The organism is Burkholderia sp. APQ4-4ca, assembly GCF_057837105.1.
Map to the genome: position 1 here is coordinate 1 of NZ_JBYQCG010000218.1, position 23,600 is coordinate 23,600.

Sequence of the window (23,600 nt, forward strand, 5' to 3'; positions counted from 1 at the left end):
ACCACACCATGAAGCCATACGTGTTCGGCATCAGCGTGTTGCTGATGCTTTCCCTCTCCCTCACCGGCATCTACTACCTGGCCGCCGACGTGCTGCGCCTGTTCGACGTTCGAAACGCCCGCGCGATCGCTTTCGTGATCAGCGTCGTCGCGATGATCGTCCTGATCGCGGCCCTGGCATGGTCCGTTCCGCCGCGTGGGTGAAGCATGAACCTCGAACCCACCATCCGCTACGAGTTGCTCACGACGGCCGGCCTGCGCACCGTCGCCGGCGATCACGTCGTCATCCCGAACGACGCCGGCGCCGCATTCGGCATTCACACCGAGTCGCACCTGCATGACGGCCACCCCGAAAAATGCGTCGTCACGCACCTGATATCGGGCATGCGCATCGGCCACGGCGCGACGCGTACCGCAGCCCTCGCGAACGCGACGTCGAATCTCGAACGCAACCGCAAGCGCCTGCGCACCATGCTCGACCAGGCGATCACCTCGCGCTACGAGCTGCAGCACGCCGTTCAACGCCTGCAACAGAACCATCACGACATCCTCGGAGGCGCCGCAGCATGACACACGCAACTACCCCTCATGACGCCGCGCTCGCGGCCTCCATCGCGGCGGCCGCCGACGCCCTTCGCTTCGACCATGAACCCGGCGGCCTTCAGCGCGTCGCGGTGCTCGCGCTGTTCGTCAGCGTCCTGGGCGATCGCGTGGCGCTCGCCTTCCCTGCTTCGGCCGGCGCGCTCCGCGCGCTCGTCGACAGCCCTGCGACACCCGGCAATCCTGCCGCCCTCTCCCTGCACCAACAGCAATAACGATGGCCTCGATCGACGAACTGAAACAACGCATCGACCTGCACGACCTCGCCGATCGCCTCGGCTTGAAGCGCGGTCGCGGCGGCGACCGCGCGCTGTACCACTCGCCGCAGCACGACGACAAGAGCCCGTCCCTGTCGATCTACGTGAACCACCCGAAGCACGGAACCGGCTGGCGCGACCACAGCGCCGACGTCGGCGGCTCGTGTATCGACCTGGTCATTCACGCGCGCGGCGGCACGGTCGCCGACGCGGTGCGCTACCTGCACGACGCGTACGGCATCCCGCTCGACCGCCAGGCGCCGGCCGAGCGCCGCGAGAAAACGACCATCGAATACATCGCCGATCGGTGCTTCGCCGAGCGCGACCAGGTGCGCGAATACCTCGTCGGCCGCGGCATTTCCGCAGCCGCGATCGACGCGGCGATCGCCGCGCGCTCGCTCGGCTTCAATACATGGACCAGCTCGAAGGTCGCGGCCGGCGAAGTGGGTCACGCCGGCCCGGCCGCCGCGTTCATCGTGCGCGCGCCTGGCGACGGCCGCGTCGTTGCGGTCGACATGCGCTATGTCGATCCGGCGCTCAACGGCGGCGTCAAGACGCAGACCCAGGGCGACAAGGCCGGTTACGGCTGGACCGCCGATCCTCGCCGGCTCGACAAGGCGAAGCGCGTGTTCATCGTCGAAAGCGCGATCAACGCGCTGTCGATCGACACCTGCGCGCTGCCTGGTGCCGCCGCGCTCGCGCTGCGCGGCCTGGCGAACGTCGACGGCATCGACTTCGCGTTCCTGCGCGGCAAACAGGTCGTGATCTGCCTGGACAATGACGAGCCGTTCGCGGACGGCCACCCGCGCGCCGGCCGCCGGCCTGGGCCGGAAGCTGCCTGCGCGCTCTACGAACGGCTCACGGCGCTGAATATCAGCGCCGTGCTCGTCGACCAGGCGAATTGGTTCGCCGACCTCGCGGACGGCGAGAAGGCAGTCAAGCCGATCAACGACGTGAACGACTACCTGCAACTGCGCGGCGCGGCCGACCTGCAGCGTGCACTCGACCAGCTCGAGCCGTGGCTCATCGCCGGTCTCGCCGGCGACGCCACGCGTCGCGGCCGGCCGCGCATCTTCCTGCCGTCGCACGACTTCGCGCAGTACTGGCGTTTCCGCGTGCGGCCGGACTTCACCAGCTACATCACGAAGATGGACAAGAACGAGGAAAGCGGCATCGAGACGCCCGTCATGACGGACCTGTGCGGGTTCCGCATCGCCGGCATCAGCCGCGTGTCCGTGGCGAGCGCGACGTCGACGATGACGGGCGACGCTGACCAGGCGCCGACCGTCTATTTCGCCGTGTCAGTGCAGGCGCCGCGCCACGGCGCGCAGCTCGTGCGCCGCGTCATGCTCGACGACCAGCTCCACAACGTTGACCAGTGGGGCAAGTTCGGCCCGATCTGGGCGCCGGCGCCGTTCAAGCGGATGGTCAACATCCTCGAGCGCGGCGCCGACCTCGGCGCGCGCCAAGCGGCAAATTTCGTCGGCCTCGCCTGGCGCGACGGCCGCCTGATCGTCAACGAAGGCCCCGACTGCTACTTCACCGAAGCCGACAAGCAGTGCCCGTACCACAACCTGACCTTCCCGACCGGCCCGGCCAGCGACGCGCGTCGCGTGATCGCCGCATACCAGGCGACGTTCAAGCAGAACGCCGCGACGATCCCGCTCGTGTGGGCGCTCGGCGGCCACCTGAAGGCGCTGCTCGGCTTCTGGCCGCACATCACGATCCAGGCGAACAAAGGCGCCGGCAAGTCGACGCTCATCAAGCGCCTCGAGCGCTCGCTCGCGTTCACGATGTTTTCCGGGCAGTCGCTGCAGACCGAGTTCCGCCTGCTGACCAGCATCAGCCATACGAGCCACCCGGTCGGATGGGAAGAGCTGTCCGCGCGCCGGCAGGACGTGATCGACAAGGCGGTCGGCCTCCTGCAGGAGAACTACCAGTACACCGTGACACGTCGCGGCACCGACATGACCGAATACCTGTTGTGCGCGCCCGTGATGCTGGCCGGCGAAGACGTGCCCGTGCGCAGTCTGCTCGGCAAGCTCGTGCGCACGACGCTGACCGGCAAGCGCGGCCCGCTGATGCCTGACGACCTGCCGCGCTTCCCGGTTCGGCAGTGGCTCGAATTCCTCGCCGGCCTGGACAAGCGCGCCGTGTCCGACCAGTACGCGACGCTGCGCGACAAGGCGCTGGCCAACTGCCGCGCGAGCGGCGAGGACGACGGCGCCAAGCGGATGGCCGGCAACTATGCGGCAGTCGCCTTGGCCTGGCTCTACCTGTGCGAGTTCGCCGGCATGGACCCGAGCGAAGGCGACTTCCCGCGCGACCTGCTCGCCGAAATGAACGGCCACATCGCCGAGACGAGCGCCGATCGCGAGCCGTGGGTCTGGATCATGGAAACCGTGCTGTCAGAGATCGACGGCGGCAACTACAAGCACCCGTTCACGTTCGATACCGTCGACGGCGAGTTCTGCCTGCTGCTGCGCACCGGCCACGTGATGGACCACATCGCCCACACGAGCGCACTGCGCGACAAATGGAATGGCCTGCCGGTGAAATCCGATCGCGTGTTCAAGGCGCAACTCAAGCACGCCGGCGTCGTGGTCGGCGAGAAGGAAGTCGAGCGGCGCATCTACACCCGACGCGTGCCGTACCTCACGCCGATCTCGCTGGACCGCCTGGCCACGTTCGGCCTGCACGTGTCCATCCGTGAAGACCTGGCGACCGACGCACGACAAGGGGCCGCAGCGTGACGCCCTCTCAGCCGATGCGGCCGCAGCGCGGCCGTACCCCTTTCCTCCTTCTTTCTGGCCGCGTAGCGGCCCTGTATTCGAGTTTCGGATGCGTGCGTCGATGCGCGCAGCAATCGGCGCACGCCGTCACGCGGCCGCCGTGCTGTCCGCTTCCCCCCGTCCCCCCCGCAAGTCGAAACGGCCGGGCAACTACGCAAGCCTTGAGGGAGAGGGGGCGCCCGGACCGGTTTTTCCACAGGGAACGGGCAGGCAGCGCACGCGAATCGTGGTTTTCGGGGCTGTCCGCTCGTAAGTCTTTGATTGTTGAGAAGAGTGCCGCCATGAATCGCATTCGAATTGCCACTAGTCGATGCGGTTTTGCCACTAATCCGGTTTTTGCGCCGGCCACCGCCGTGCCTTTTTCTCTCCTCTTTAATTCATTGAAAAAGAAGAAGAAAGAATACGTAGAAGGGGCGGAAATTGACCGAAAAGCGATGCCACGAGTCGGGCACGTTTTGCCACGAGTCGCTGGCGCTGCCTATTTTTTAGGCCACGAGTCGGAAGGGGGTGCCATGTGTTTTTCATGGCAAATGATGGCAAACGAAAACCTTAAAAATCAGATGGTTACGTATGAATAACAGGGCATGCCACGAATCCACGAGTTGCTTTGCCCCTCCCCCCGCCGCGTCACGCTCGGGAGATAGCCCGATGAACACCGTGAACCTCGAACAAGCCGCCGCGCTGCTCGGTGCGCACCCTGAAACGGTGCGCCTCAAAGCGAAGGCTGGCGCGCTGCCTGGTCGGAAGGTCGGCAAGCGCTGGATGTTTTCGACAGTTGCCCTGCAGCGTTACCTCGCCGGAGAATGGATTCCGCGAGTTGTGCAGGGCGACCCGCAGGAGAAATTTGAATCATGTCGCTCTATAAACGCAGTAACAGTCCCAACTGGTATTACCGTCTCACCCCGCCTGGCGGCGGTCCGGTCGTACAAGGCAGCACTGGCACCAGCAACAAAGCCCAGGCGAAAGAGCTGCACGATCGGCTGAAAGTCGATCTGTGGAACCAGGCGCGGCTCGGCCACAAGCCGCGCTACACCTGGAACGACGCCGTCGTGCGGTACATCAGCGACCGCGAAGGGCTGTCGAGCCTGGAAACGTCGAAAACGCACCTGCGCTGGCTTGACCAACACCTGTCCGGCGTCGCGCTGGCCGACATCGACCGCAACCGTATCGACGCGATCGCTCTCGCCAAACGGAGAGAACCGAAGGTGATCCGCACGAAGCACGGGATCGTGACCACCGATGAGTACGTCAGCGCCGGCACCGTGACGCGCGTAATCGGCGTGCTGAAGGCCGTGCTGAACGCTGCCGTCGAGTGGGAATGGTTGGACCGCGTACCGGTCACGAAACGCACGAAGGTCGTGCAGAAGCGGATTCGCTGGCTCACGCCAGCCGAGGCCGAGCGGTTGCTCGCCGAGCTGCCGGATCACCTGGCCGACATGGCGCGCTTCGCGCTCGAGACCGGCTTGCGCCGCTCGAACGTGACCGGGCTGCAGTGGTCCCAGGTCGACATCGTTCGGCGCGTCGCCTGGATTCATCCGGACCAGGCGAAGGCGAAGAAGGCGATCACCGTGCCGCTTTCAGATGCGGCGATCGCCGTGCTGCTGCGCCAGCGCGCGAAGAAGCGCGCGCCCGAGTTCGTCGACAGCGTGTTCGTCTACCACGGCCGGCCGGTCTATCAGACCGTGACCGAAGCCTGGCGCAAGGCGTTGAAACGCGCCGGCATCCGAGACTTCCGCTGGCACGACCTGCGCCACACCTGGGCGAGCTGGCATGTGCAGCGCGGCACGCCGCTGCAGGTGTTGAAGGAGCTGGGCGGGTGGGAAACGCTGGAAATGGTGCAGCGCTACGCGCACCTGTCAGCGGACCACCTGACGCAGTGGGTGCAGTCGCACACGCAGGCCGCCGACCTGCACGTCGTCGCCGGCTGACTGTAATTTCACTGAAGTGGGAGAAACCGATGAAGTAGCGAAACTGCTGAGAGCCTTACTAGGCTTGGCGCGCCCGGCTGGGATCGAACCAGCAACCCCTGCCTTCGGAGGGCAGTACTCTATCCATTGAGCTACGGGCGCGTGAGACAGTGAAGCGACCCCATATACAGGCCGCCCACGATTGGCAAGACGGCAAGGATACCCGGTTTCCCAAGACGCGTCCACCTTGCCCGCCGAATCGCCGCCGGACGGCCCTGCGTGCGGGTAAACACGCGCCATCGCGCGGCTCGCCGTGATGTAAACGTTCCGTCTATAATCGTCCGTGCTTCATTGGACTGCCATTTTGCCGTTGCACCGCGCTCACAATTCCTATTCACGGAGACGAGGCAAGCATGAGCGAAGCACCCCACGAATCTCCCGTCAAAACCCCCGGGCAGCTGATTGCCGTCATCATCGCGTCGTTCGCGATCCCGATCGTCCTGATCGTCCTGTTCGCCAATTACGCGAACCATGCGTTCCGTTCCGGCGCCGGCACCGACGCGCTGTCCGACGAGCAGGTCGCCGCCCGTATCGCGCCGATCGCGAAGGTCGACGTGAAGGACGCCAACGCGCCCCGCACGTACAAGACCGGCGAGGAAGTCTACAAGGCCGTCTGCGTGACCTGCCACGGCACCGGCGCCGCCGGCGCGCCGAAGTTCGGCAACAAGGACGACTGGGCGCCGCGCATCTCGCAAGGCTTCGACACGCTGCTGAAGACGGCCCTCGCGGGCAAGGGCGCGATGCCGCCGCGCGGCGGCACGAGCCCCGACGACGTCAGCGACTATGAAATCGCCCGCGCGATCGTCTACATGGCGAACAACGACGGCGCGAACTTCCCCGAACCGGCCGCGCCGGCCGCCAACGCGGCGCAGCCCGCCAGCGGTGCACCCGCGTCGGGCGCCGACGCGTCGAACGCGCAAGCCGCCGCGGCCATGGCCGCGATCGCCGCGATCCCCAAGGCCGGCGAAAAACCCGCGGCCGCCCCGGCCAGCGCCGATGCGGCAACGGCCGGCAAGGCGCTGTACGCGTCGACCTGCCAGGCCTGCCACGCGGCCGGCGTGCTCGGCGCACCGAAGTTCGGCAGCAAGGAAGACTGGGCGCCACGCCTGAAGGACTCGATGGATACGGTCTACAACTACGCGCTGCACGGCAAGGGCGCGATGCCGCCGAAGGGCGGGTCGAACGCGTCGGATGCCGACGTGAAGGCGGCCGTCGACTACATGGTCAACGCGGCGAAGTAACGCGTCCGCACGGCCCTCCGTAAAAAACCCCCGCGACGCACGCGCATCGCGGGGGTTTCGTTTTGGTGCCGCCGGTTCGTCCGCCATCGTGCTTGCGGCGGCGCCCCGTCACTTCTGCAACAACGCCTTCAGGCTCGCGAGCCGGTCCTTCGGCGACATCGGCGCTTCTTCCGGCGTCGGCGGCGGCGCTTCGTCGAGCCCCATCTCGGGGATGAAGCGCGACGGTTCGCACACGACCGTCTCGCGCGCCCGCTTGCGCTTCTTGCACCAGTTCAGGTGCAGGCTGCGCTGCGCGCGGGTGATCGCGACGTACATCAGCCGGCGCTCCTCCTCGATTCGCTCGTTGTCGATCGGGCCGTCGTCGTCGCTGCCGCCGCGGTGCGGCATGATGCCTTCCTCGACGCCGACCAGGAACACGTGCGGATACTCGAGCCCCTTCGACGCATGGACGGTCGACAGCCGCACGGCGTCCGGATCCTCGTCCTTGCCCTCGAGCATCGACATCAGCGCGACGGTCTGGATCAAGCCGAGCAGGTTCTTGCCCGTGTCGGCGAGGCCGTCCGCGTTGTGGAAACCCTCGGCCTCACCGTCGACGGCCTCCGTCTCGGGCTTGGTCCCCTTGCGCTTCAGCCATTCGAGGAATTCGAGCACGTTCTGCCACTTCGACTGCGCCTGCCGCTCGTCGAACGCGTCGTACAGGTACGCCTCGTAGTGGATCGCCTCCATCATGTCGTCGAGCACGACGGTCGCGGGCTCCTTGTCCGCGCGCTCGGTCAGGCGCTGGATGAAGTCGCAGAACATCCGCAGCGGCTCGACCTGGCGCGCCGACAGCCGCGCCTCGATGCCGCCCATGTACACGGCCTCGAACAGCGACACCTTCGCCTGCCCCGCGAACGAGCCGAGCGCCTCGAGCGTCGTGTTGCCGATCCCGCGGCGCGGCGTCGTGACCGCGCGGATGAACGCGGGATCGTCGTCGGCGTTCGCGATCAGCCGCAGGTACGCGCACAGATCCTTGATCTCGGCCTTGTCGAAGAACGACTGGCCGCCCGACAGCACGTACGGGATCCGCTCGCGCCGCAGCACCTGCTCGAAGATGCGCGCCTGGAAGTTGCCGCGATACAGGATCGCGTAGTCGCGAAACTGCGCGCGCCGCTCGAACTTGTGCGCGGACAGCCGGAACACGACCGATTCGGCCTCGTGCTCCTCGTCGTTGCACGCCGTGACGGTGATCGAGTCGCCCATCCCGTGCTCGGACCACAGCTTCTTCTCGAACAGCTTCGGGTTGTTCGCGATCACGTTGTTCGCGGCGGTCAGGATCCGCACCGTCGACCGGTAGTTCTGCTCGAGCTTGATCACGTGCAGCTTCGGGAAATCCTTGCCGAGCTGCGCGAGGTTCTCGAGCGTCGCGCCGCGCCAGCCGTAGATCGCCTGGTCGTCGTCGCCGACCGCGGTGAACGCGGCGCGCGGGCCCGCGAGCTGCTTCAGCAACTCGTACTGGCACGCGTTGGTGTCCTGGTATTCGTCGATCAGCAGGTAGCGCAGCTTGTTCTGCCAGCGGTCGCGCACCGGCTCGTTCTTCGCGAACAGCTCGGCCGGCAGGCGGATCAGGTCGTCGAAGTCGACCGCCTGGTACGCGTGCAGCGTCGCCACGTAGTTGCGGTAGACCAGCGCGGCCTGGTGCTCGTCCTCGTTGGCCGCGATCGCCATCGCCTCGTCGGGCATGATCAGGCCGTTCTTCCACAGCGAGATGATGCTCTGGATCTTGCGGATCAGCCCCTTGTCGGTCGTGCCGAGCTGCTCCTGGATCATCCCGAAGCAGTCGTCCGAATCCATGATCGAGAACTGCGGCTTCAGCCCGACGTGCTCGGCCTCCTGGCGCAGGATCTGCACACCGAGCGAGTGGAACGTGCAGACGGTGAGCTGGTTGACCGGCACCTTGCGGCCTTCCTTGCCGGGCGTGGTGAGCGTCTTGCCTTCCAGCAGCTTCGACACGCGCTCGCGCATTTCGGCGGCCGCCTTGTTCGTGAACGTGACGGCGGCGATATGGCGCGGCTCGAAGCCTTTCGCTTCGATCAGGTGCGCGATCTTCTGCGTGATCACGCGAGTCTTGCCGCTGCCCGCGCCGGCGAGCACGAGACAGGGACCGTCGAGATAGCGCACCGCTTCATTCTGAGCGGGATTCAGGCCTGCGGACATGATGGCGGATGGTGTTGCTGGTTGACGGCGGAACGCCGGGAGGATGCCGTGCGCGACAGGCTGGCGAAGCAGGCGGACACGCGGGCAGGACGCGCATGTTAACACGTCGGCGGCGCGTATTTCGGGCGCGCCGCCTGACGGGCGCGGGCAGGCTTGCCGGGCGGGCGCCCCCTGTCCGTTCGGCGTGGTCGCGCCTGTCCGCTCGGCCAATCTGGCCCCGTCGGCGCCGCGATCGGACACAATACGCACTCCCCGGCACCACCCGCGCCGGCCCGCTTCAACTCGCCTGAATCGTCACCGGATCGACCTCATGGGATACCCGTTCGCCACCGCCGCCCTCGGCCCGCTGCTGTTCGTGCAGGGGCGCTACGTGCGCCGCGTCACGCCGCGGCTACCCGAGGCGGCCGGCCCGCGTGAGGGCGTGGCCGGCGACGGCCCGCCGCTGCGCGTGCTGGTGGTTGGCGATTCGGCCGCCGCGGGCGTCGGCGTGGCGACGCAAGACGACGCGCTCAGCGGGCAACTGGCGAACGCGCTGGCGGCCACGCACCGCGTGCGCTGGAAACTGCTCGCACGCACCGGCCTGACTACGCGGGAGCTGGTCAACTGGCTCGCCGCCGAGCCGGCCGAGCCGTTCGACGTGGCCGTCACGTCGCTCGGCGTCAACGACGTGACGGGCGGCGTGCCGCCCGCACGCTGGCTCGCGCAGCAGGCCGAGCTGGTGCGGCTGCTCACCGCGCGTTTCCAGGTGGGGCACGCGATCCTGTCGGCGGTGCCGCCGATGGAGCGCTTCCCGGCGCTGCCGCAGCCGCTCGCGTGGTATCTCGGCCTGCGCGCGAAGCGGCTCAACGCGGCGCTCGCCGGCTGGGCCGGCACGCAGCCGGACTGCACGTTCCTGCGGGTCGACCTGCCGCTCGAACGTCACCTGATGGCCGCCGACGGCTTCCATCCCGGCGCAGCCGCGTGCGCGGCATGGGCCGCGCAGGTGGCGGCGGCCGTGCGGCAGCGGGTGGGCGCATGATGCAGCACGCTCTCCGGCGGCAGGTTGGCCGCCACGGCTCGTCGCACGACGCGCAGCGCCGAAAGCCGCGAACAGAGCCGCGCGCCGAAAGCCGGCCAGTCGCACGCACGGCGCCCACTCCCGCGCAAATGCCGGCACTCCTTGCGCAGCCGCCGCATCACTTCGCGCATTTTGCCCGACGCGTCTGTGCAGGCAGCGGCGCCATGCCAAAATAGCCGGTCGTCTTCGCGCCGCTCCGGCGCGCCATCCTTTAGTTTCCTTCGCAGCCAGGAATTGCCATGTCGTCATTGCTCAGGATTGGTTTGATGGGTTTCGGTTTCGCCGGCGCGACGTTCCACGCGCCCGTGATCGCCACGAGCGGCCGCACTGAAGTCGCCGCGATCGCGACGGGTCAGTCCGATCGCGCGCACGCCGCGTATCCGGGCGCGCGCATCGTCCCCGATCTCGACACGCTGCTCGGCCTCGACGATATCGAATGCGTGGTGATCGCCACGCCGAACGACACGCACTTCACGCTCGCGCGCCAGGTGCTCGAAGCGGGCCGCCACGTGGTCGTCGACAAGCCGGTCACGCTCACCGCCGACGAGGCGCTCGCGCTCGCGCGGCTCGCGAACGCGCGCAGCCGGCTGTTCGCGCCGTTCCACAACCGTCGCTGGGACGGCGATTTCCTCACCGTGCGCCGCGTCGTCGAATCGGGCGAGTTGGGCCGCCTCACCTACTTCGCGTCGCACTTCGACCGCTTCCGGCCGACGCCGCGCACGCGCTGGCGCGAGGAACCGGCCCGCGGCGGCGGCCTGCTGCTCGACCTCGGCCCGCATCTGATCGACCAGGCGCTCGCGCTGTTCGGCACGCCGGAAACGGTGAGCGCCACCGTCAAGACGCGCCGCGACAACGGCACGGCGCCCGACTTCGTGCACCTGCTGCTCGGCTATCCGGACAAGGACGTCGCGCTGCATGCAAGCGCGCTGTCGGCGATCGAGCCCGCGCGCTTCACGCTGCACGGCACGCGCGGCAGCTACCAGAAGTTCGGGCTCGACACGCAGGAAGACCAGCTCAAGGCCGGCCTCACCGCGGACGACGTCGAATTCGGCGGCGGCAATCCGCCCGGCCTGCTGCGCGTGCTCGACGGCGACGTCGAGGTCGAGCGTCCCGTGCCGACGCTCGACGGCCAGTACGCGGAGTTCTACCGCGCGCTCGCCGCGTCGATCCGCGACGGCGCGCCGTTCCCGATCACCCCGCAGGACGCGGTCGACGTGATGACGATCATCGAGCTCGCCGCGCAGAGCGAACACGACGGCCGCCGGGTGCCGTTCGTGCGCCGTATCGTCTGACGGCAGCCGGCCGCTCCGCGCCGACCCGACCGCCATCCCGCGCCACGCGCCGGGCGGCGGCACCGCGTCCGCCGCCCCGCCGGCCCGGCCCCCAACATTCCGTTACAAATAGTGCGGGAACGAAAGTCAGCGGTCGCCCGGTCTGACGCGTTTCTCAAAAAGTCGATTCGACACTTATCCGTCAGGAGAATGTGATGCAACGGTTGATTCGCGCAGCGGCATGCTGCGTCCTGGTTTCCTCGCTCGCGGCCTGTATCGTGCAGCCGCAGCGGCCGGCCCGGCAGGCGCCTCCACCGCCGCGACCGAATCCCCAGGTCGTCGCGAACGACCGCCTGCAGGAGGTCCAGGGCCGGATCGACAACCTGCATCGCCGGATCGACGCGCGCGTGAACGGCGGCTACTACCCGCCGCCGTATGGCGCCCAGTTGCACCACCGCCTCGACGTGATCCGCCGGGAAGCGAACGACATGTCGGCCCAGCACAACGGCGGCCTGTCCGGCGACGAGCAGCGGGTGCTGAACCAGGAACTCGACACGGCCGCACGCGCGATCGGCGAGTAACGCGCCGGCGCCTGCCGGCGCGGATGAAGCGGCGGCGCCGGCTGCCGCCGCTTGTCGCGAAGCGACATTCTTTTGCTCAAATTGACAATGCCCACCCGCTCGCGTACAGTCGCCCGCACGCGTCGGGAGAGCGTGTGACCGGGTCGTTGCGACACCGGTTGCGCCGCCGAAGGGGCACACCCGCAAACTCTCAGGCAAAAGGACCGACCGCGTCGGGGAGCACCACGCTCCCCGCACTCTGGAGAGCGGCAGTAGCCCGCAGCGCCTTGGCTGCGCGGGCAAGCTGCCCACCGAAGGGGCGCGCGTTCGCCGGGCTTTGCCCGCAGCGCAATCTCTCAGGTATCGAGGACAGAGGGGCATGTACCGGATCGCTCGAGGCCATCGGCCGCGGCGGTCGGCACATGGCCGTTCTGATCCGCGCGCAAGCGCCTTGCCTGAGGCCTCGATGACTGCACTGAATCACACCCCGCTCAACGCCGCGCACCGCGCGCTCAATGCCCGCATGGTCGACTTCGGCGGCTGGGACATGCCCGTCAACTACGGCTCGCAGATCGAAGAACACGCAGCCGTGCGCACCGACGCCGGCATGTTCGACGTGTCGCACATGTGCGTCGTCGATTTCACCGGCAGCCGCGTGCGCGCGTTCTTCGAACATGCGATCGCGAACCACGTCGGCAAGCTCAAGACGCCCGGCAAGGCGCTCTACTCGTGCCTGCTCAACCCGCAGGGCGGCGTCATCGACGATCTGATCGTCTACTACTTCACCGAGGAATTCTTCCGCGTGGTCGTCAACGCCGGCACCGCCGAGAAAGACATCGCGTGGTTCAACCAGCTGAACGAGCAAGGCGGCTACGGCCTGACGATCGCGCCGCGCCGCGATTTCGCGATCGTCGCCGTGCAGGGCCCGAACGCCCGCGAAAAGGTCTGGGCGACGGTGCCCGCCGCGCGCGCCGCCACCAGCGAGCTCAAGCCGTTCAACGCCGCGCAGGTCGCCGGCACGCCGTTCGGCGATCTCACCGTCGCACGCACCGGCTACACCGGCGAAGACGGCTTCGAAGTGATCGTCCCGGCCGTGCACGTCGAAGCGCTGTGGCATGCCCTCCAGCAAAACGGCGTGCGGCCGTGCGGGCTCGGCGCGCGCGACACGCTGCGTCTCGAGGCCGGCATGAACCTGTACGGCCAGGACATGGACGACACCGTCTCCCCGCTCGACGCGGGCCTCGCGTGGACCGTCGACCTCACCGCGCCGCGCGACTTCGTCGGCCGCGCCGCGCTGGAAGCCAACGGCACGCGCGCCGCGTTCGTCGGCCTGATCCTGCAAAAGGAAAACGGCAAGGCGGGCGGCGTGCTGCGCGCGCACCAGAAGGTCGTCACGCCGCACGGCGAAGGCGAGATCACGAGCGGCACGTTCTCGCCGTCGATGCAGGAATCGATCGCATTCGCACGCGTGCCGACGGCCGTCCAGATCGGCGACACCGTCCAGGTGCAAATTCGTGACAAGAATCTTCCCGCGCGCGTGGTAAAACTGCCGTTCGTGCGCAACGGCAAGGTCCTCGCTGCGTAACGACCGGGAGGCGGCCGGCGCCGCTTCCCGGCCTGCCGGGAGATGGCGCCCGGCGCAACCCCATCCGGCGCACCATGGCGGCGCGCCAGCAAAACGAACACACCCTTTTATCCAGGAGCATCCGATGAGCAACGTCCCGGCCGATCTGAAATACACCGACGAACACGAGTGGATCCGCACCGAGGCGGACGGCACGCTGACGGTCGGCATCACCGATCACGCGCAGAGCACGCTCGGCGACATCGTCTTCCTCGAACTGCCCGAAGTCGGCAAGTCGGTGAACGCGGGCGACGCCGTCGGCGTCGTCGAATCGGTGAAGGCCGCATCCGACATCTACTCGCCGGTGTCCGGCGAGATCGTCGCCATCAACGAAGCCGCCACCGACTCGCCGGAAGACGTGAACGGCGACGCATACGGCGTGTGGCTCTTCAAGATCAAGCTCGCGGCCGGCGCATCGACCGACAAGCTGATCGACGCCGACGCCTACAGCAAGCTGATCGACTAATTTCCCTACCCGAACCGCGCGCGGCCGGGCAGCCGGCCCGCGCGGGACCAGAGTCACGCCATGAAGCTCGAACACCCGGACCGCCTGATGAACCGCACGCCCCTCTCGCTCGCCGCGCTCGAAACGCACGACGCGTTCGCCGAACGCCACATCGGCCCCGACGCCGCCAGCCAGCGGGCCATGCTCGACACGCTCGGCTTCGCGTCGCGCGCCGCGCTGATCGACGCCGTGATCCCGGCCTCGATCCGCCGCGCCGAAACGCTGCCGCTCGGCCCGTTCGCGCAGCCGAAGAGCGAGGCCGAAGCGCTCGCCGCGCTGCGTGCGCTCGCGGACAAGAACCAGGTGTTCCGCTCGTATATCGGCCAGGGCTATCACGACACGCACACACCGGCCGTGATCCTGCGCAACGTGCTCGAAAACCCGGCGTGGTACACGGCCTACACGCCGTACCAGCCTGAAATTTCCCAGGGCCGCCTCGAGGCGCTCCTGAACTTCCAGCAGATGGTCGCCGACCTCACGGGCCTCGCGATCTCGAACGCATCGCTGCTCGACGAAGCCACCGCCGCGGCCGAAGCGATGACGCTGCTGCAGCGCACCGGCAAGCCGAAGTCGAACGTGTTCTACGTCGCCGACGACGTGCTGCCGCAAACCCTCGAAGTGATCCGCACGCGCGCGCTGCCGGTCGGCATCGACGTGAAGACCGGCCCGGCCGCCGAAGCAGCTCAAGCGAACGCGTTCGGCGTGCTGCTGCAGTACCCGGGCGTGAACGGCGACGTGCGCGACTACCGCGCGCTCACCGACGCGATCCACGCGGCCGGCGGCCACGTGGTCGTCGCGGCCGACCTGCTCGCGCTGACCGTGCTGACGCCGCCCGGCGAATGGGGCGCGGACGTCGCGATCGGCAACACGCAGCGCTTCGGCGTGCCGATGGGCTTCGGCGGCCCGCACGCCGCCTACATGGCCGTGCGCGACGAATTCAAGCGCCAGATGCCGGGCCGCCTCGTCGGCGTGACGGTCGACGCGCAGGGCAAGCCCGCGCTGCGCCTCGCGCTGCAGACGCGCGAACAGCACATCCGCCGCGAGAAGGCGACGTCGAACGTGTGTACCGCGCAGGCGCTGCTCGCGATCATGGCCAGCATGTACGCGGTCTACCACGGCCCGCACGGCCTGAAGACGATCGCGCTGCGCGTGAACCGCATCGCGGCGCTGTTCGCCGCCGGCGTGAAGCAGCTCGGCTTCGCGACCGTCAACGACACGTTCTTCGACACGGTGACGATCGACACCGGCGCGCGCACCGCGCAGGTCCACGAATTCGCGAAGGCCAAGCGCATCAACCTGCGCCGCGTGAGCGACACGCAAGTCGGCGTATCGGTCGACGAAACGACGACGCGCGACGACCTCGCCGATCTCCTCGACGTGTTCGCGCAGGCCGCGGGCGGCACCGCGCCGGCCGTCGACGCGCTGGACTCGGGCCTCGGCGGCGTCGCCGCGCTGCCGGCCGGCCTCGAGCGCACGAGCGCGTACCTGACGCACCACGTGTTCAACCGCCACCATTCCGAAACCGAAATGCTGCGCTACCTGCGCAGCCTGTCGGACAAGGATCTCGCGCTCGACCGCTCGATGATCCCGCTCGGCTCGTGCACGATGAAGCTGAACGCGACGTCGGAAATGCTGCCGGTCACGTGGCCCGAATTCGGCGGCATCCACCCGTTCGCGCCGGCCGAGCAGACCGTCGGCTACCGTGAAATGATCGACCAGCTCGAGCAGATGCTCGTCGCGGCCACCGGCTACGCGGCCGTGTCGCTGCAGCCGAACGCGGGCTCGCAGGGCGAGTACGCGGGGCTGTTGATCATCCACGCGTACCACGCATCGCGCGGCGAAGGCCATCGCGACGTGTGCCTGATCCCGGCATCCGCGCACGGCACGAACCCGGCGTCCGCGCACATGGCCGGCATGAAGGTCGTGGTCGTCGCGTGCGACGCGCAGGGCAACGTCGACATCGCCGACCTGAAGGCGAAGGCCGAGCAGCATTCGGCGAACCTCGCGGCGATCATGATCACGTATCCGTCGACGCACGGCGTGTTCGAGCAGAACGTCCGCGAGATCTGCGAGATCGTCCACGCGCACGGCGGCCAGGTGTACGTCGACGGCGCGAACATGAACGCGATGGTCGGCCTGACCGCGCCGGGCCAGTTCGGCGGCGACGTGTCGCACCTGAACCTGCACAAGACCTTCTGCATCCCGCACGGCGGCGGCGGCCCGGGCGTCGGCCCGGTCGCGGTCGGCGCGCACCTCGCGAAATTCCTGCCGAACCAGCGTTCGACCGGCTACGCCCGCGCGGAAGACGGCATCGGCGCGGTGTCGGCCGCGCCGTACGGCTCGGCGTCGATCCTGCCGATCTCGTGGATGTACATCGCGATGATGGGCGCGAAGAACCTGACCGCCGCGACCGAAACCGCGATCCTCAACGCGAACTACATCGCGAAGCGCCTCGCGCCGCACTACCCGGTGCTGTATTCGGGCCCGGGCGGACTGGTCGCGCACGAGTGCATTCTCGACCTGCGTCCGATCAAGGAAACGAGCGGTATCAGCGTCGACGACGTCGCGAAGCGCCTGATGGACTACGGCTTTCACGCGCCGACGATGAGCTTCCCGGTGCCGGGCACGCTGATGGTCGAGCCGACCGAGTCGGAATCGCAGGAAGAACTCGACCGCTTCATCGCCGCGATGATCGCGATCCGCGAGGAAATCCGCGCGGTCGAGGAAGGCCGCGCCGATCGCGAGGACAACCCGCTGCGTCACGCGCCGCACACGGCGGCCGTCGTCACCGCGAACGAATGGCCGCACGCGTATTCGCGCGAGCAGGCCGCGTACCCGGTCGCGTCGCTCGGCACGAACAAGTACTGGCCGCCGGTCGGCCGCGCGGACAACGCGTACGGCGACCGCAACCTGTTCTGCTCGTGCGTGCCGATGTCGGACTACGCATAACGCGCCTCGCACCGGAGCATCCGACCGTGACCCCACCGCACGCAGCCACCGGTTGCGTGCGGTTTTTACGTTCGCCGCCCGGCCAACCGTTTCACGCTCGCCCGCCAATCCGGCTAACATCACACGCGATCCAGCCAATGAAGGAGTTCCGCATGGTGCGTCCGATGTTTCCGGGCCATGGTGCAACGACGCGGCGGCCGCGCCCGCGCGCAGGCCGCTACGTGCCGATGCTCGTCGCATCGCTGTCGCTGGCCGCCGCCGGCCTCGGCCTGTCCGGCAGTGCGCGCGCGGCGATGAATTTCTGCGCGGCGCCGGCGCTGCAGTCGAGCGAGACGACGCACGCCGAGCCGGGTGTGCAGGCGCTGATCCGCAGCGTCGACGCGCGCATCGGCGAGCAGCCGAAGGCAATGGCGCGCGTGCACACCGAGGGCACGCTGCCGCATGAAGGCATCTACGACCAGAGCGAAGCCGCGCTCAAGGACATGGAGCTGATGCGCGATGCGGCGCTCGCGTGGCGCGTGACGAACGCGCCGCGCTACCTGCAGCTCGTCGACCGCTTCCTGTCCGCGTGGGTCTCCACCTACCAGCCGAGCTTCAACCCGATCGACGAGACGCGCTTCGAGAGCCTGATCGTCGCGTACGACATGACCGCGAGCGCGCTGCCGGTGAAGACGCGCAACGCGACGGCCGCGTTCATCGCGAAGCTCGGCGCCGGCTACGTCGCACGGGTCGACGCGCAGAAGCGCCCGCTCACCGGCACGTGGCGCAACAACTGGCAGAGCCACCGGATCAAGCTGATCGCGCTGTCCGCGTTCACGCTCGGCGACCGCAAGATGATGAACGCCGCGCAACGGCTGTTCGTCGAGCATCTCGCCGACAACATCGGGCCGGACGGCAAGACCTGGGATTTCGAGGAACGCGACGCGCTGCATTACGCGGTCTACGATCTGCAGCCGCTCGTGACGGCCGCGCTCGCCGCGCGCCGCTTCAACCGCAACTGGCTGCGCGAGCGCGGCGCGAACGGCGCGACGCTCGAGGCCGCGCTCGACTGGCTCGTGCCGTATGCGCTCGGCGAGAAAACCCACGAGGAATTCGTGAATTCGCCGGTGCCGTTCGACGCGAAGCGCCGCGAGGCCGGCTTGCCGGGCTACACGGGGCAGTGGGACCCGAAAAACGCCACCGAACTCTTTCATCTGGCCGCGCGGCTCGACGGGCGCTATGCCCGCGTCGCGCAGCAGCTTTCCCCAACGCCGCCCGCCTGGCTCGCCGCGTGCCTGCCATTGCAGGCGCGCTAGCACCATTCTTATAACAAGGCAGGTATCGAAATGGCAGTCAGCGTGTTTGACCTCTTCAAGATCGGCATCGGTCCGTCCAGTTCGCACACGGTCGGACCGATGCGCGCGGCGCTGATGTTCGTCCAGGGCCTCGAGCGCGACGGGCTGCTCGACGCGACGGCCCACGTGAAGGTCGAGCTGTACGGGTCACTCGGCGCCACCGGCAAGGGCCACGGCACCGACCGCGGCGTGATGCTCGGCCTGCTCGGCGACGCGCCCGACACCGTCGATCCCGACACGATCGACGCGCGGCTGGAAGCCATCCGCAAGACGAAGCAACTCGCGCTGCTCGGCACGCATCCGGTGCCGTTCGTACTGAAGGAGAACATCGCGTTCTACCGCCAGGCGCTGCCCGAACATCCGAACGGGATGAAGCTGCGCGCGAGCGACGCGAACGGCGCGGTGCTGGTCGAGCGCACCTATCTGTCGGTCGGCGGCGGCTTCGTCGTGACGGCCGGCGCGCCGAACACCAAGGTGCTGAGCGCGGCCGAGCAGATGACGCACCCGTTTCGCACCGGCGCGGAGCTGCTCGCGCTGACCGCGTCGACCGGCAAGTCGATCGCGCAGCTGATGTGGGAAAACGAGCGCGCGTGGCATACCGACGAGGAAACGCGCGACGGGCTGCTGAAGATCTGGGCCGTGATGCAGTCGTGCGTGTCGCGCGGCTGCGGGATCGGCAATCCCGACGCCGACGGCAACCTGCCCGGCCCGTTCCAGGTCAAGCGCCGCGCGCCGCAGCTGTACCGCACGCTGACGGGCAGCCCTGAGCGCGCGCTGCAGGATCCGCTGTCGATGATCGACTGGATCAACCTGTACGCGATCGCGGTCAACGAGGAAAACGCGGCCGGCGGCCGCGTCGTCACCGCGCCGACCACCGGCGCGGCCGGCATCATCCCGGCCGTGCTGCACTACTACACGCGCTTCACGCCGGGCGCGAACGAACAGGGCGTGATCGACTTCCTGCTGACGGCCGCCGCGATCGGCATCCTGTACAAGCTCAACGCGTCGATCTCGGGCGCGGAAGTGGGCTGCCAGGGCGAAGTGGGGGTGGCCTGCTCGATGGCGGCCGGCGCGCTCGCGGCCGTGCTCGGCGGCACGCCGCAGCAGGTCGAGAACGCGGCCGAGATCGGGATGGAACACAACCTCGGCCTGACCTGCGACCCGGTGGGCGGGATGGTGCAGATCCCGTGCATCGAACGCAACGCGATGGCGTCGGTGAAGGCCGTCAACGCGGCGCGCATGGCGCTGCGCGGCGACGGCTCGCACTACGTGTCGCTCGACTCCGTGATCAAGACGATGCGCGAGACGGGCGCCGACATGAAGACCAAGTACAAGGAAACGTCGCGCGGCGGGCTGGCGGTGAATATCGTCGAGTGCTGATGCGGAAGCCGGCGGTGGCGCGGGGCCGCCCGATACCCTGCTTTGCCACCGGACCTGGCGCCCGACGCTAGTCGTTCAGCCAGTTCTCCAGTCGCACCCCCGGATAGCTGACGAAATCCCGCTCGTTGTTGGTCACCAGGACGACATCGAGCGACACCGCATGCGCGGCGATCAGTTTGTCGAGGTGATCCTTCTTCCGCTCGCGGGTGGCCTCCCGGACCGGACCATACGCTTGGGCTGCCGCGACGTCGAAAGGCGCGACGGGGATATCCTCGATCAACGCAGCGAGATGGCGGCGCTCCCGGGCAGGCCTCGCGCATGCGGTCACGCCGTATTCGAGCTCGGCATAGGTGATCGCCGACATGACGACGTCGCCCGTGTAGCACTGCGCAAACCGTCTCGCGACCTGCTCCGGCTGATTTTTCATCAGATAGATGCACATGTTGGTGTCGAGCATGAAGCGCGGCATCACAAACCCTCGCGTTCGGCCTGCTCGTGGTCGCCACGCCCTTCTGTCATGAAGTCAGGCCCGAATTTCGCGAACTTCTCCAGTACCTGGGTCAAAGGCCGCCGCATCGGCCGAATGCGGATTTCGTCACCGACGCGTTCGATTTCCAGTTCGATATCGCTGCGCTCATAGGCAAGGTCCGCAGGAATACGCACAGCCTGCGAGTTGCCGTTCCGAAATACCCTCGTGGTATGCATGTCGATCTCCGACCGGATGTACATTGTATGTACATTATCCGATGCGGGCCGAGATGTAAATCCATGTGTGTACATAAGCCTCCATGGCATTCCGCTCGACGCGTCAGCATCAACGCTACCGCTGAACGCCGACATGCGATTCAGCGTCCGGCTGAACATCCGTAGCGCTCACTTTCCCCTGTCGCACTAGCGTGCACAAGCTGGCCGTTCAGCCAATCGAAGCCGACGCGCCCTCGCCGCCCCCTCAGCGCTCCGACACTTTTCAGCGGCCGGCGTACCGGCGCCCGGCCAACCGGCGTAAGCTGTACGTCCCGCTACCCAGGGAGACGGCAGCCCATGTCGCATTCCAAGGATCTCGAGCCGCGCGCCACCACCGGTGCGCGACTGCTCGTCGATGCGTTGCTCGCCAATCACGTCGAACGCGTGTTCTGCGTGCCGGGCGAGAGCTTCCTCGCCGTGCTCGATGCGCTCGCGGACGACACCGCCCGCATCCAGACGGTCGTCTGCCGCCACGAGGCGGCCGCCGCGAACATGGCCGAAGCGGTCGGCAAGTTGACCGGCCGCCCCGGCATCGCGTTCGTCACGCGCGGGCCCGGCGCGACCCATGCGTCGATCGGCGTGCACACCGCGTTCCAGGATTCGACGCCGATGATCCTGTTCGTCGGCCAGTGCGCACGCGAACACCTCGACCGCGAAGCGTTCCAGGAAATCGACTACCGCCGGATGTTCGGCCAGATGGCCAAATGGGTCGCGCAGATCGACGACCCGCGCCGCATCCCCGAATACCTGAGCCATGCGTTCCACGTCGCGACGTCCGGCCGGCCCGGCCCGGTCGTGCTCGCGTTACCGGAGGACGTGCTGTCCGACGCGTGCGCGCCGCAGCCCGTCGTGCCGGCCGCGAAACGCATCGCGGCCGCGCCGTCGGCCGCGCAGCTCGACGAAGTGCGCGAGCGGCTCGCGCGCGCGGAGCGGCCGTTCGCGATCGTCGGCGGCAGCGGCTGGACGCCGGATGCCTGCGCGAACCTGCGCACCTTCGTCGAACGCTGGCAATTGCCGATCGCGTGCGCGTTCCGCTTCCAGGACACGATCGACAACGCGCACCCGAACTACGCGGGCGACGTCGGGCTCGGGATCAACCCGGCGCTCGCGAAACGCATCCGCGACGCCGACCTGCTACTCGTGATCGGGCCGCGCCTCGGCGAAGCGACGACCGGCGGCTACACGCTGCTCGACATCCCGAAAACGCGCCAGACGCTGATCCACGTGCATCAGGGCGCGGACGAGCTCGGCCGCGTATACGCCGCCGACCTGCCGATCGTGTCGGGCATGCCCGAGATCGCCGCGCCGCTGGCCGCGCTCGACCCGCCCGAGCGGCCCGCATGGGCCGGCTCGGCCGCCGACGCGCATCGCGCGTACCGCGAATGGCATGCGCCGCTGCCAATGCCCGGCGACGTGCAGCTCGGCGACGTGATGGTGCAGTTGCGCGAGCGCCTGCCGCACGACGCGATCCTGACCAACGGCGCGGGCAACTATGCGATCTGGCTGCATCGCCACTTCGCGTACCGGCACTTCCGTTCGCAGCTCGCGCCGACGAGCGGCGCGATGGGCTACGGGCTGCCGGCCGCGCTCGCCGCGAAGTCGCTGTACCCGGAGCGCGCCGTCGTCGCGCTCGCCGGCGACGGCTGCTTCATGATGGCCGGCAACGAGCTCGCCACCGCGATGCAATACGGGCTGAACATCGTCGCGATCGTCGTCAACAACGGCCATTTCGGCACGATCCGCATGCATCAGGAGCGCAACTATCCGGGCCGCGTGCATGGCACGGGGCTCACGAATCCGGATTTCGCCGCGTATGCGCGTGCGTTCGGCGCGCATGGCGAGACGGTCGAGCGCACCGCCGATTTCGCGCCCGCGCTCGAACGCGCGCTGACCTGCGGGCGGCCCGCGGTGATCGAGATCCGCATCCCGCAGGACGCCAGCACGCCCGCCGCGACGCTCGAACAGATCCGCGAGCAGGGCCGCCGCGCGCGCGGCGCATGACGACGGTGGACATGCGCGCCGCGCTGCCCGTCGCCGCACTGTCGCACGACGACGCGCTGGCCTGCCCCGGCACGCTGCTCGCGCCCGACGGCACGCTCGTCGCGCCGTACGACCTCGAATACGGCGACGTGCGCGCCGAAGGCTACGCGGCGGCCGCGCCAGCGCTTGGCCTGCTGCACGCCGCGCACCGGCCGTTCCGGCTCGATTACGGCGATGCGCGGCACGTGCACGTGATCAACGGGATGGGCGTCACGCTCGGCGATTCGGTGATCGGGCTGACGGCCGTCGCCGCGCTGCGTGCGGCCCATGCGCACCTGCGCTTCACGCTGTACCGGCCGGCGCGCGCGCCGCGCTATGTCGATGCGCTGTATGCGCTCGCGGCCGACGTCGTCGCGCCGTCGCGCGCATTGCCGTGCCCCGCCGAAGCGCTACGCGCCGACGCGCACTGCATCGACGTCGGCAATCACCTGTACTGGCCCGCGTTCGCGCGGCTGCCGATGATCGATTTCTTCCTCGATGCGCTCGGCGTCGATCCGGCCGCCGTGCCGGCTGCCGCGAAGCGCAACCGCTGGCTCGCGCGGCTATCGCTGCCCGCGCTGCCGGCCGAGTGGCAGCGGCCGTACGTGCTGTTCTGCCCGACTGCGAGCACTGCGGTGCGCAGCGTGCCGCCCGCGCTGCGCGTCGCCTTCGTGGAACAACTCGCGCGGCGGTACGGGCTGCCGGTGGTGGGATTCGGCCCGCTCGCGCATCCCGCTTACGTGGATATGAGCGGCGACGCGACCGACACCGCGCGCTTCATCGCGTGGGTCAAGGGCGCGAGCCTGCTGTTCGCGCCGGACACGGCCGCCGTGCATCTCGCCGACGGTTTCGACGTGCCGACGCTCGCGTGCTTCACGACGATCGGGCCGGCGCTGCGCGTGCGCGACTATCCGCATTGCGTGCCGGTCACGCTCGACGTGCCGGCCGAATTGCACGGGCTGCATCGCAGCGAGCGGCCGGAGGATCTGGCGGCGGTCGAAGCCGCGTACCGCGTGGTCGACTGGGATGCGCTGGCGTGGCCCGCACCGCGCGACGGGGCAGCGCCGGCCATCTGAGCGAAGCGGCGCGAGGCGAGCGCGACGAT

General features: G+C 68.4%; 20 protein-coding genes, 1 tRNA gene, 1 pseudogene and 2 riboswitches. Of the genes and pseudogenes, 18 read left to right on the forward strand and 4 right to left on the reverse strand.

What is annotated here, in order from left to right:
• Positions 1-8 precede the first annotated feature (8 nt).
• The 7 genes and pseudogenes from AC3IFE_RS23190 to AC3IFE_RS23220 all read left to right on the forward strand — a co-directional run bounded on the left by AC3IFE_RS23190 (position 9) and on the right by AC3IFE_RS23220 (position 5,576).
• Positions 9-203, forward strand: a complete 195-nt coding sequence (locus AC3IFE_RS23190) for a hypothetical protein (RefSeq protein ID WP_489191881.1) — start codon at positions 9-11, stop codon at positions 201-203.
• Between the two features lie 3 nt (positions 204-206).
• Entirely contained in the window at positions 207-569 is a 363-nt protein-coding gene (locus tag AC3IFE_RS23195) for a hypothetical protein (RefSeq protein WP_036036970.1), read from the forward strand.
• Entirely contained in the window at positions 566-814 is a 249-nt protein-coding gene (locus tag AC3IFE_RS23200; protein ID WP_489192235.1) for a hypothetical protein, read from the forward strand. Before AC3IFE_RS23195 ends, AC3IFE_RS23200 begins: the two co-directional genes overlap by 4 nt.
• Positions 815-816: 2 nt before the next feature.
• A complete protein-coding gene (locus AC3IFE_RS23205; RefSeq protein ID WP_489192237.1) occupies positions 817-3,609 on the forward strand; it encodes a toprim domain-containing protein in 2,793 nt (930 codons plus the stop codon).
• A 320-nt stretch (positions 3,610-3,929) separates the two neighbouring features.
• Positions 3,930-4,226, forward strand: coding sequence for a hypothetical protein (locus AC3IFE_RS23210; RefSeq protein WP_489192239.1), 297 nt, complete (start codon positions 3,930-3,932; stop codon positions 4,224-4,226).
• Positions 4,227-4,296: 70 nt separating this feature from the next.
• Positions 4,297-4,386 (forward strand): annotated as a pseudogene (locus AC3IFE_RS23215) (MerR family transcriptional regulator); the annotation flags it as partial.
• A 113-nt stretch (positions 4,387-4,499) separates the two neighbouring features.
• On the forward strand, positions 4,500-5,576 hold the full coding sequence (locus tag AC3IFE_RS23220; RefSeq protein ID WP_489192241.1) for a tyrosine-type recombinase/integrase: 1,077 nt from the start codon (positions 4,500-4,502) through the stop codon (positions 5,574-5,576).
• A 65-nt stretch (positions 5,577-5,641) separates the two neighbouring features.
• Here the strand turns inward: AC3IFE_RS23220 and AC3IFE_RS23225 are convergent.
• Positions 5,642-5,717: transfer RNA gene (locus tag AC3IFE_RS23225), tRNA-Arg, on the reverse strand.
• Positions 5,718-5,968: 251 nt separating this feature from the next.
• On the opposite strand from AC3IFE_RS23225, the gene AC3IFE_RS23230 reads away from it, so the two are divergent.
• Positions 5,969-6,856 carry a c-type cytochrome gene (locus tag AC3IFE_RS23230; protein WP_301740392.1) on the forward strand — a complete coding sequence of 296 codons (888 nt, stop codon included), beginning with the start codon at positions 5,969-5,971 and terminating at the stop codon, positions 6,854-6,856.
• A 108-nt stretch (positions 6,857-6,964) separates the two neighbouring features.
• On the opposite strand, the gene AC3IFE_RS23235 is transcribed toward AC3IFE_RS23230, so the two are convergent.
• Complete coding sequence (locus AC3IFE_RS23235) at positions 6,965-9,052, reverse strand: UvrD-helicase domain-containing protein (protein ID WP_050015912.1); 2,088 nt, start codon at positions 9,050-9,052, stop codon at positions 6,965-6,967.
• 310 nt (positions 9,053-9,362) lie between these two features.
• On the opposite strand from AC3IFE_RS23235, the gene AC3IFE_RS23240 reads away from it, so the two are divergent.
• The 8 genes from AC3IFE_RS23240 to AC3IFE_RS23275 all read left to right on the forward strand — a co-directional run bounded on the left by AC3IFE_RS23240 (position 9,363) and on the right by AC3IFE_RS23275 (position 19,732).
• The gene (locus tag AC3IFE_RS23240) at positions 9,363-10,070 is read left to right on the forward strand and encodes an SGNH/GDSL hydrolase family protein (protein ID WP_489192244.1); all 708 of its coding nucleotides are present in this window, start codon (positions 9,363-9,365) and stop codon (positions 10,068-10,070) included.
• A 278-nt stretch (positions 10,071-10,348) separates the two neighbouring features.
• The gene (locus tag AC3IFE_RS23245) at positions 10,349-11,401 is read left to right on the forward strand and encodes an oxidoreductase (RefSeq protein ID WP_489192246.1); all 1,053 of its coding nucleotides are present in this window, start codon (positions 10,349-10,351) and stop codon (positions 11,399-11,401) included.
• A gap of 194 nt (positions 11,402-11,595) precedes the next feature.
• Entirely contained in the window at positions 11,596-11,961 is a 366-nt protein-coding gene (locus tag AC3IFE_RS23250) for a hypothetical protein (protein ID WP_089466350.1), read from the forward strand.
• Positions 11,962-12,074: 113 nt separating this feature from the next.
• Positions 12,075-12,177: riboswitch (glycine riboswitch) on the forward strand.
• A 12-nt stretch (positions 12,178-12,189) separates the two neighbouring features.
• A riboswitch (glycine riboswitch) is annotated at positions 12,190-12,323 on the forward strand.
• 83 nt (positions 12,324-12,406) lie between these two features.
• Positions 12,407-13,525 (forward strand): glycine cleavage system aminomethyltransferase GcvT, encoded by a 1,119-nt coding sequence (gene gcvT, locus AC3IFE_RS23255; RefSeq protein ID WP_301739537.1) that lies wholly within the window; start codon positions 12,407-12,409, stop codon positions 13,523-13,525.
• Between the two features lie 124 nt (positions 13,526-13,649).
• Positions 13,650-14,030, forward strand: a complete 381-nt coding sequence (gene gcvH / locus AC3IFE_RS23260) for a glycine cleavage system protein GcvH (protein WP_089466348.1) — start codon at positions 13,650-13,652, stop codon at positions 14,028-14,030.
• 60 nt (positions 14,031-14,090) lie between these two features.
• Positions 14,091-17,018, forward strand: a complete 2,928-nt coding sequence (gene gcvP / locus AC3IFE_RS23265; protein WP_489192249.1) for an aminomethyl-transferring glycine dehydrogenase — start codon at positions 14,091-14,093, stop codon at positions 17,016-17,018.
• A gap of 152 nt (positions 17,019-17,170) precedes the next feature.
• Positions 17,171-18,313 carry an alginate lyase family protein gene (locus AC3IFE_RS23270; protein ID WP_489192251.1) on the forward strand — a complete coding sequence of 381 codons (1,143 nt, stop codon included), beginning with the start codon at positions 17,171-17,173 and terminating at the stop codon, positions 18,311-18,313.
• A 30-nt stretch (positions 18,314-18,343) separates the two neighbouring features.
• The gene (locus AC3IFE_RS23275; RefSeq protein WP_489192253.1) at positions 18,344-19,732 is read left to right on the forward strand and encodes an L-serine ammonia-lyase; all 1,389 of its coding nucleotides are present in this window, start codon (positions 18,344-18,346) and stop codon (positions 19,730-19,732) included.
• A gap of 67 nt (positions 19,733-19,799) precedes the next feature.
• On the opposite strand, the gene AC3IFE_RS23280 is transcribed toward AC3IFE_RS23275, so the two are convergent.
• Both AC3IFE_RS23280 and vapB read right to left on the reverse strand, forming a co-directional pair.
• A complete protein-coding gene (locus AC3IFE_RS23280) occupies positions 19,800-20,201 on the reverse strand; it encodes a type II toxin-antitoxin system VapC family toxin (protein ID WP_089466345.1) in 402 nt (133 codons plus the stop codon).
• The gene (vapB, locus tag AC3IFE_RS23285; protein WP_012327630.1) at positions 20,201-20,437 is read right to left on the reverse strand and encodes a type II toxin-antitoxin system VapB family antitoxin; all 237 of its coding nucleotides are present in this window, start codon (positions 20,435-20,437) and stop codon (positions 20,201-20,203) included. Before vapB ends, AC3IFE_RS23280 begins: the two co-directional genes overlap by 1 nt.
• 336 nt (positions 20,438-20,773) lie before the next feature.
• Between vapB and AC3IFE_RS23290 the strand changes: the two genes are divergently transcribed.
• Both AC3IFE_RS23290 and AC3IFE_RS23295 read left to right on the forward strand, forming a co-directional pair.
• Complete coding sequence (locus AC3IFE_RS23290) at positions 20,774-22,477, forward strand: thiamine pyrophosphate-binding protein (protein WP_489192256.1); 1,704 nt, start codon at positions 20,774-20,776, stop codon at positions 22,475-22,477.
• Positions 22,474-23,571 (forward strand): glycosyltransferase family protein, encoded by a 1,098-nt coding sequence (locus tag AC3IFE_RS23295; RefSeq protein WP_089466343.1) that lies wholly within the window; start codon positions 22,474-22,476, stop codon positions 23,569-23,571. Before AC3IFE_RS23290 ends, AC3IFE_RS23295 begins: the two co-directional genes overlap by 4 nt.
• The last annotated feature ends 29 nt before the right edge of the window (positions 23,572-23,600 follow it).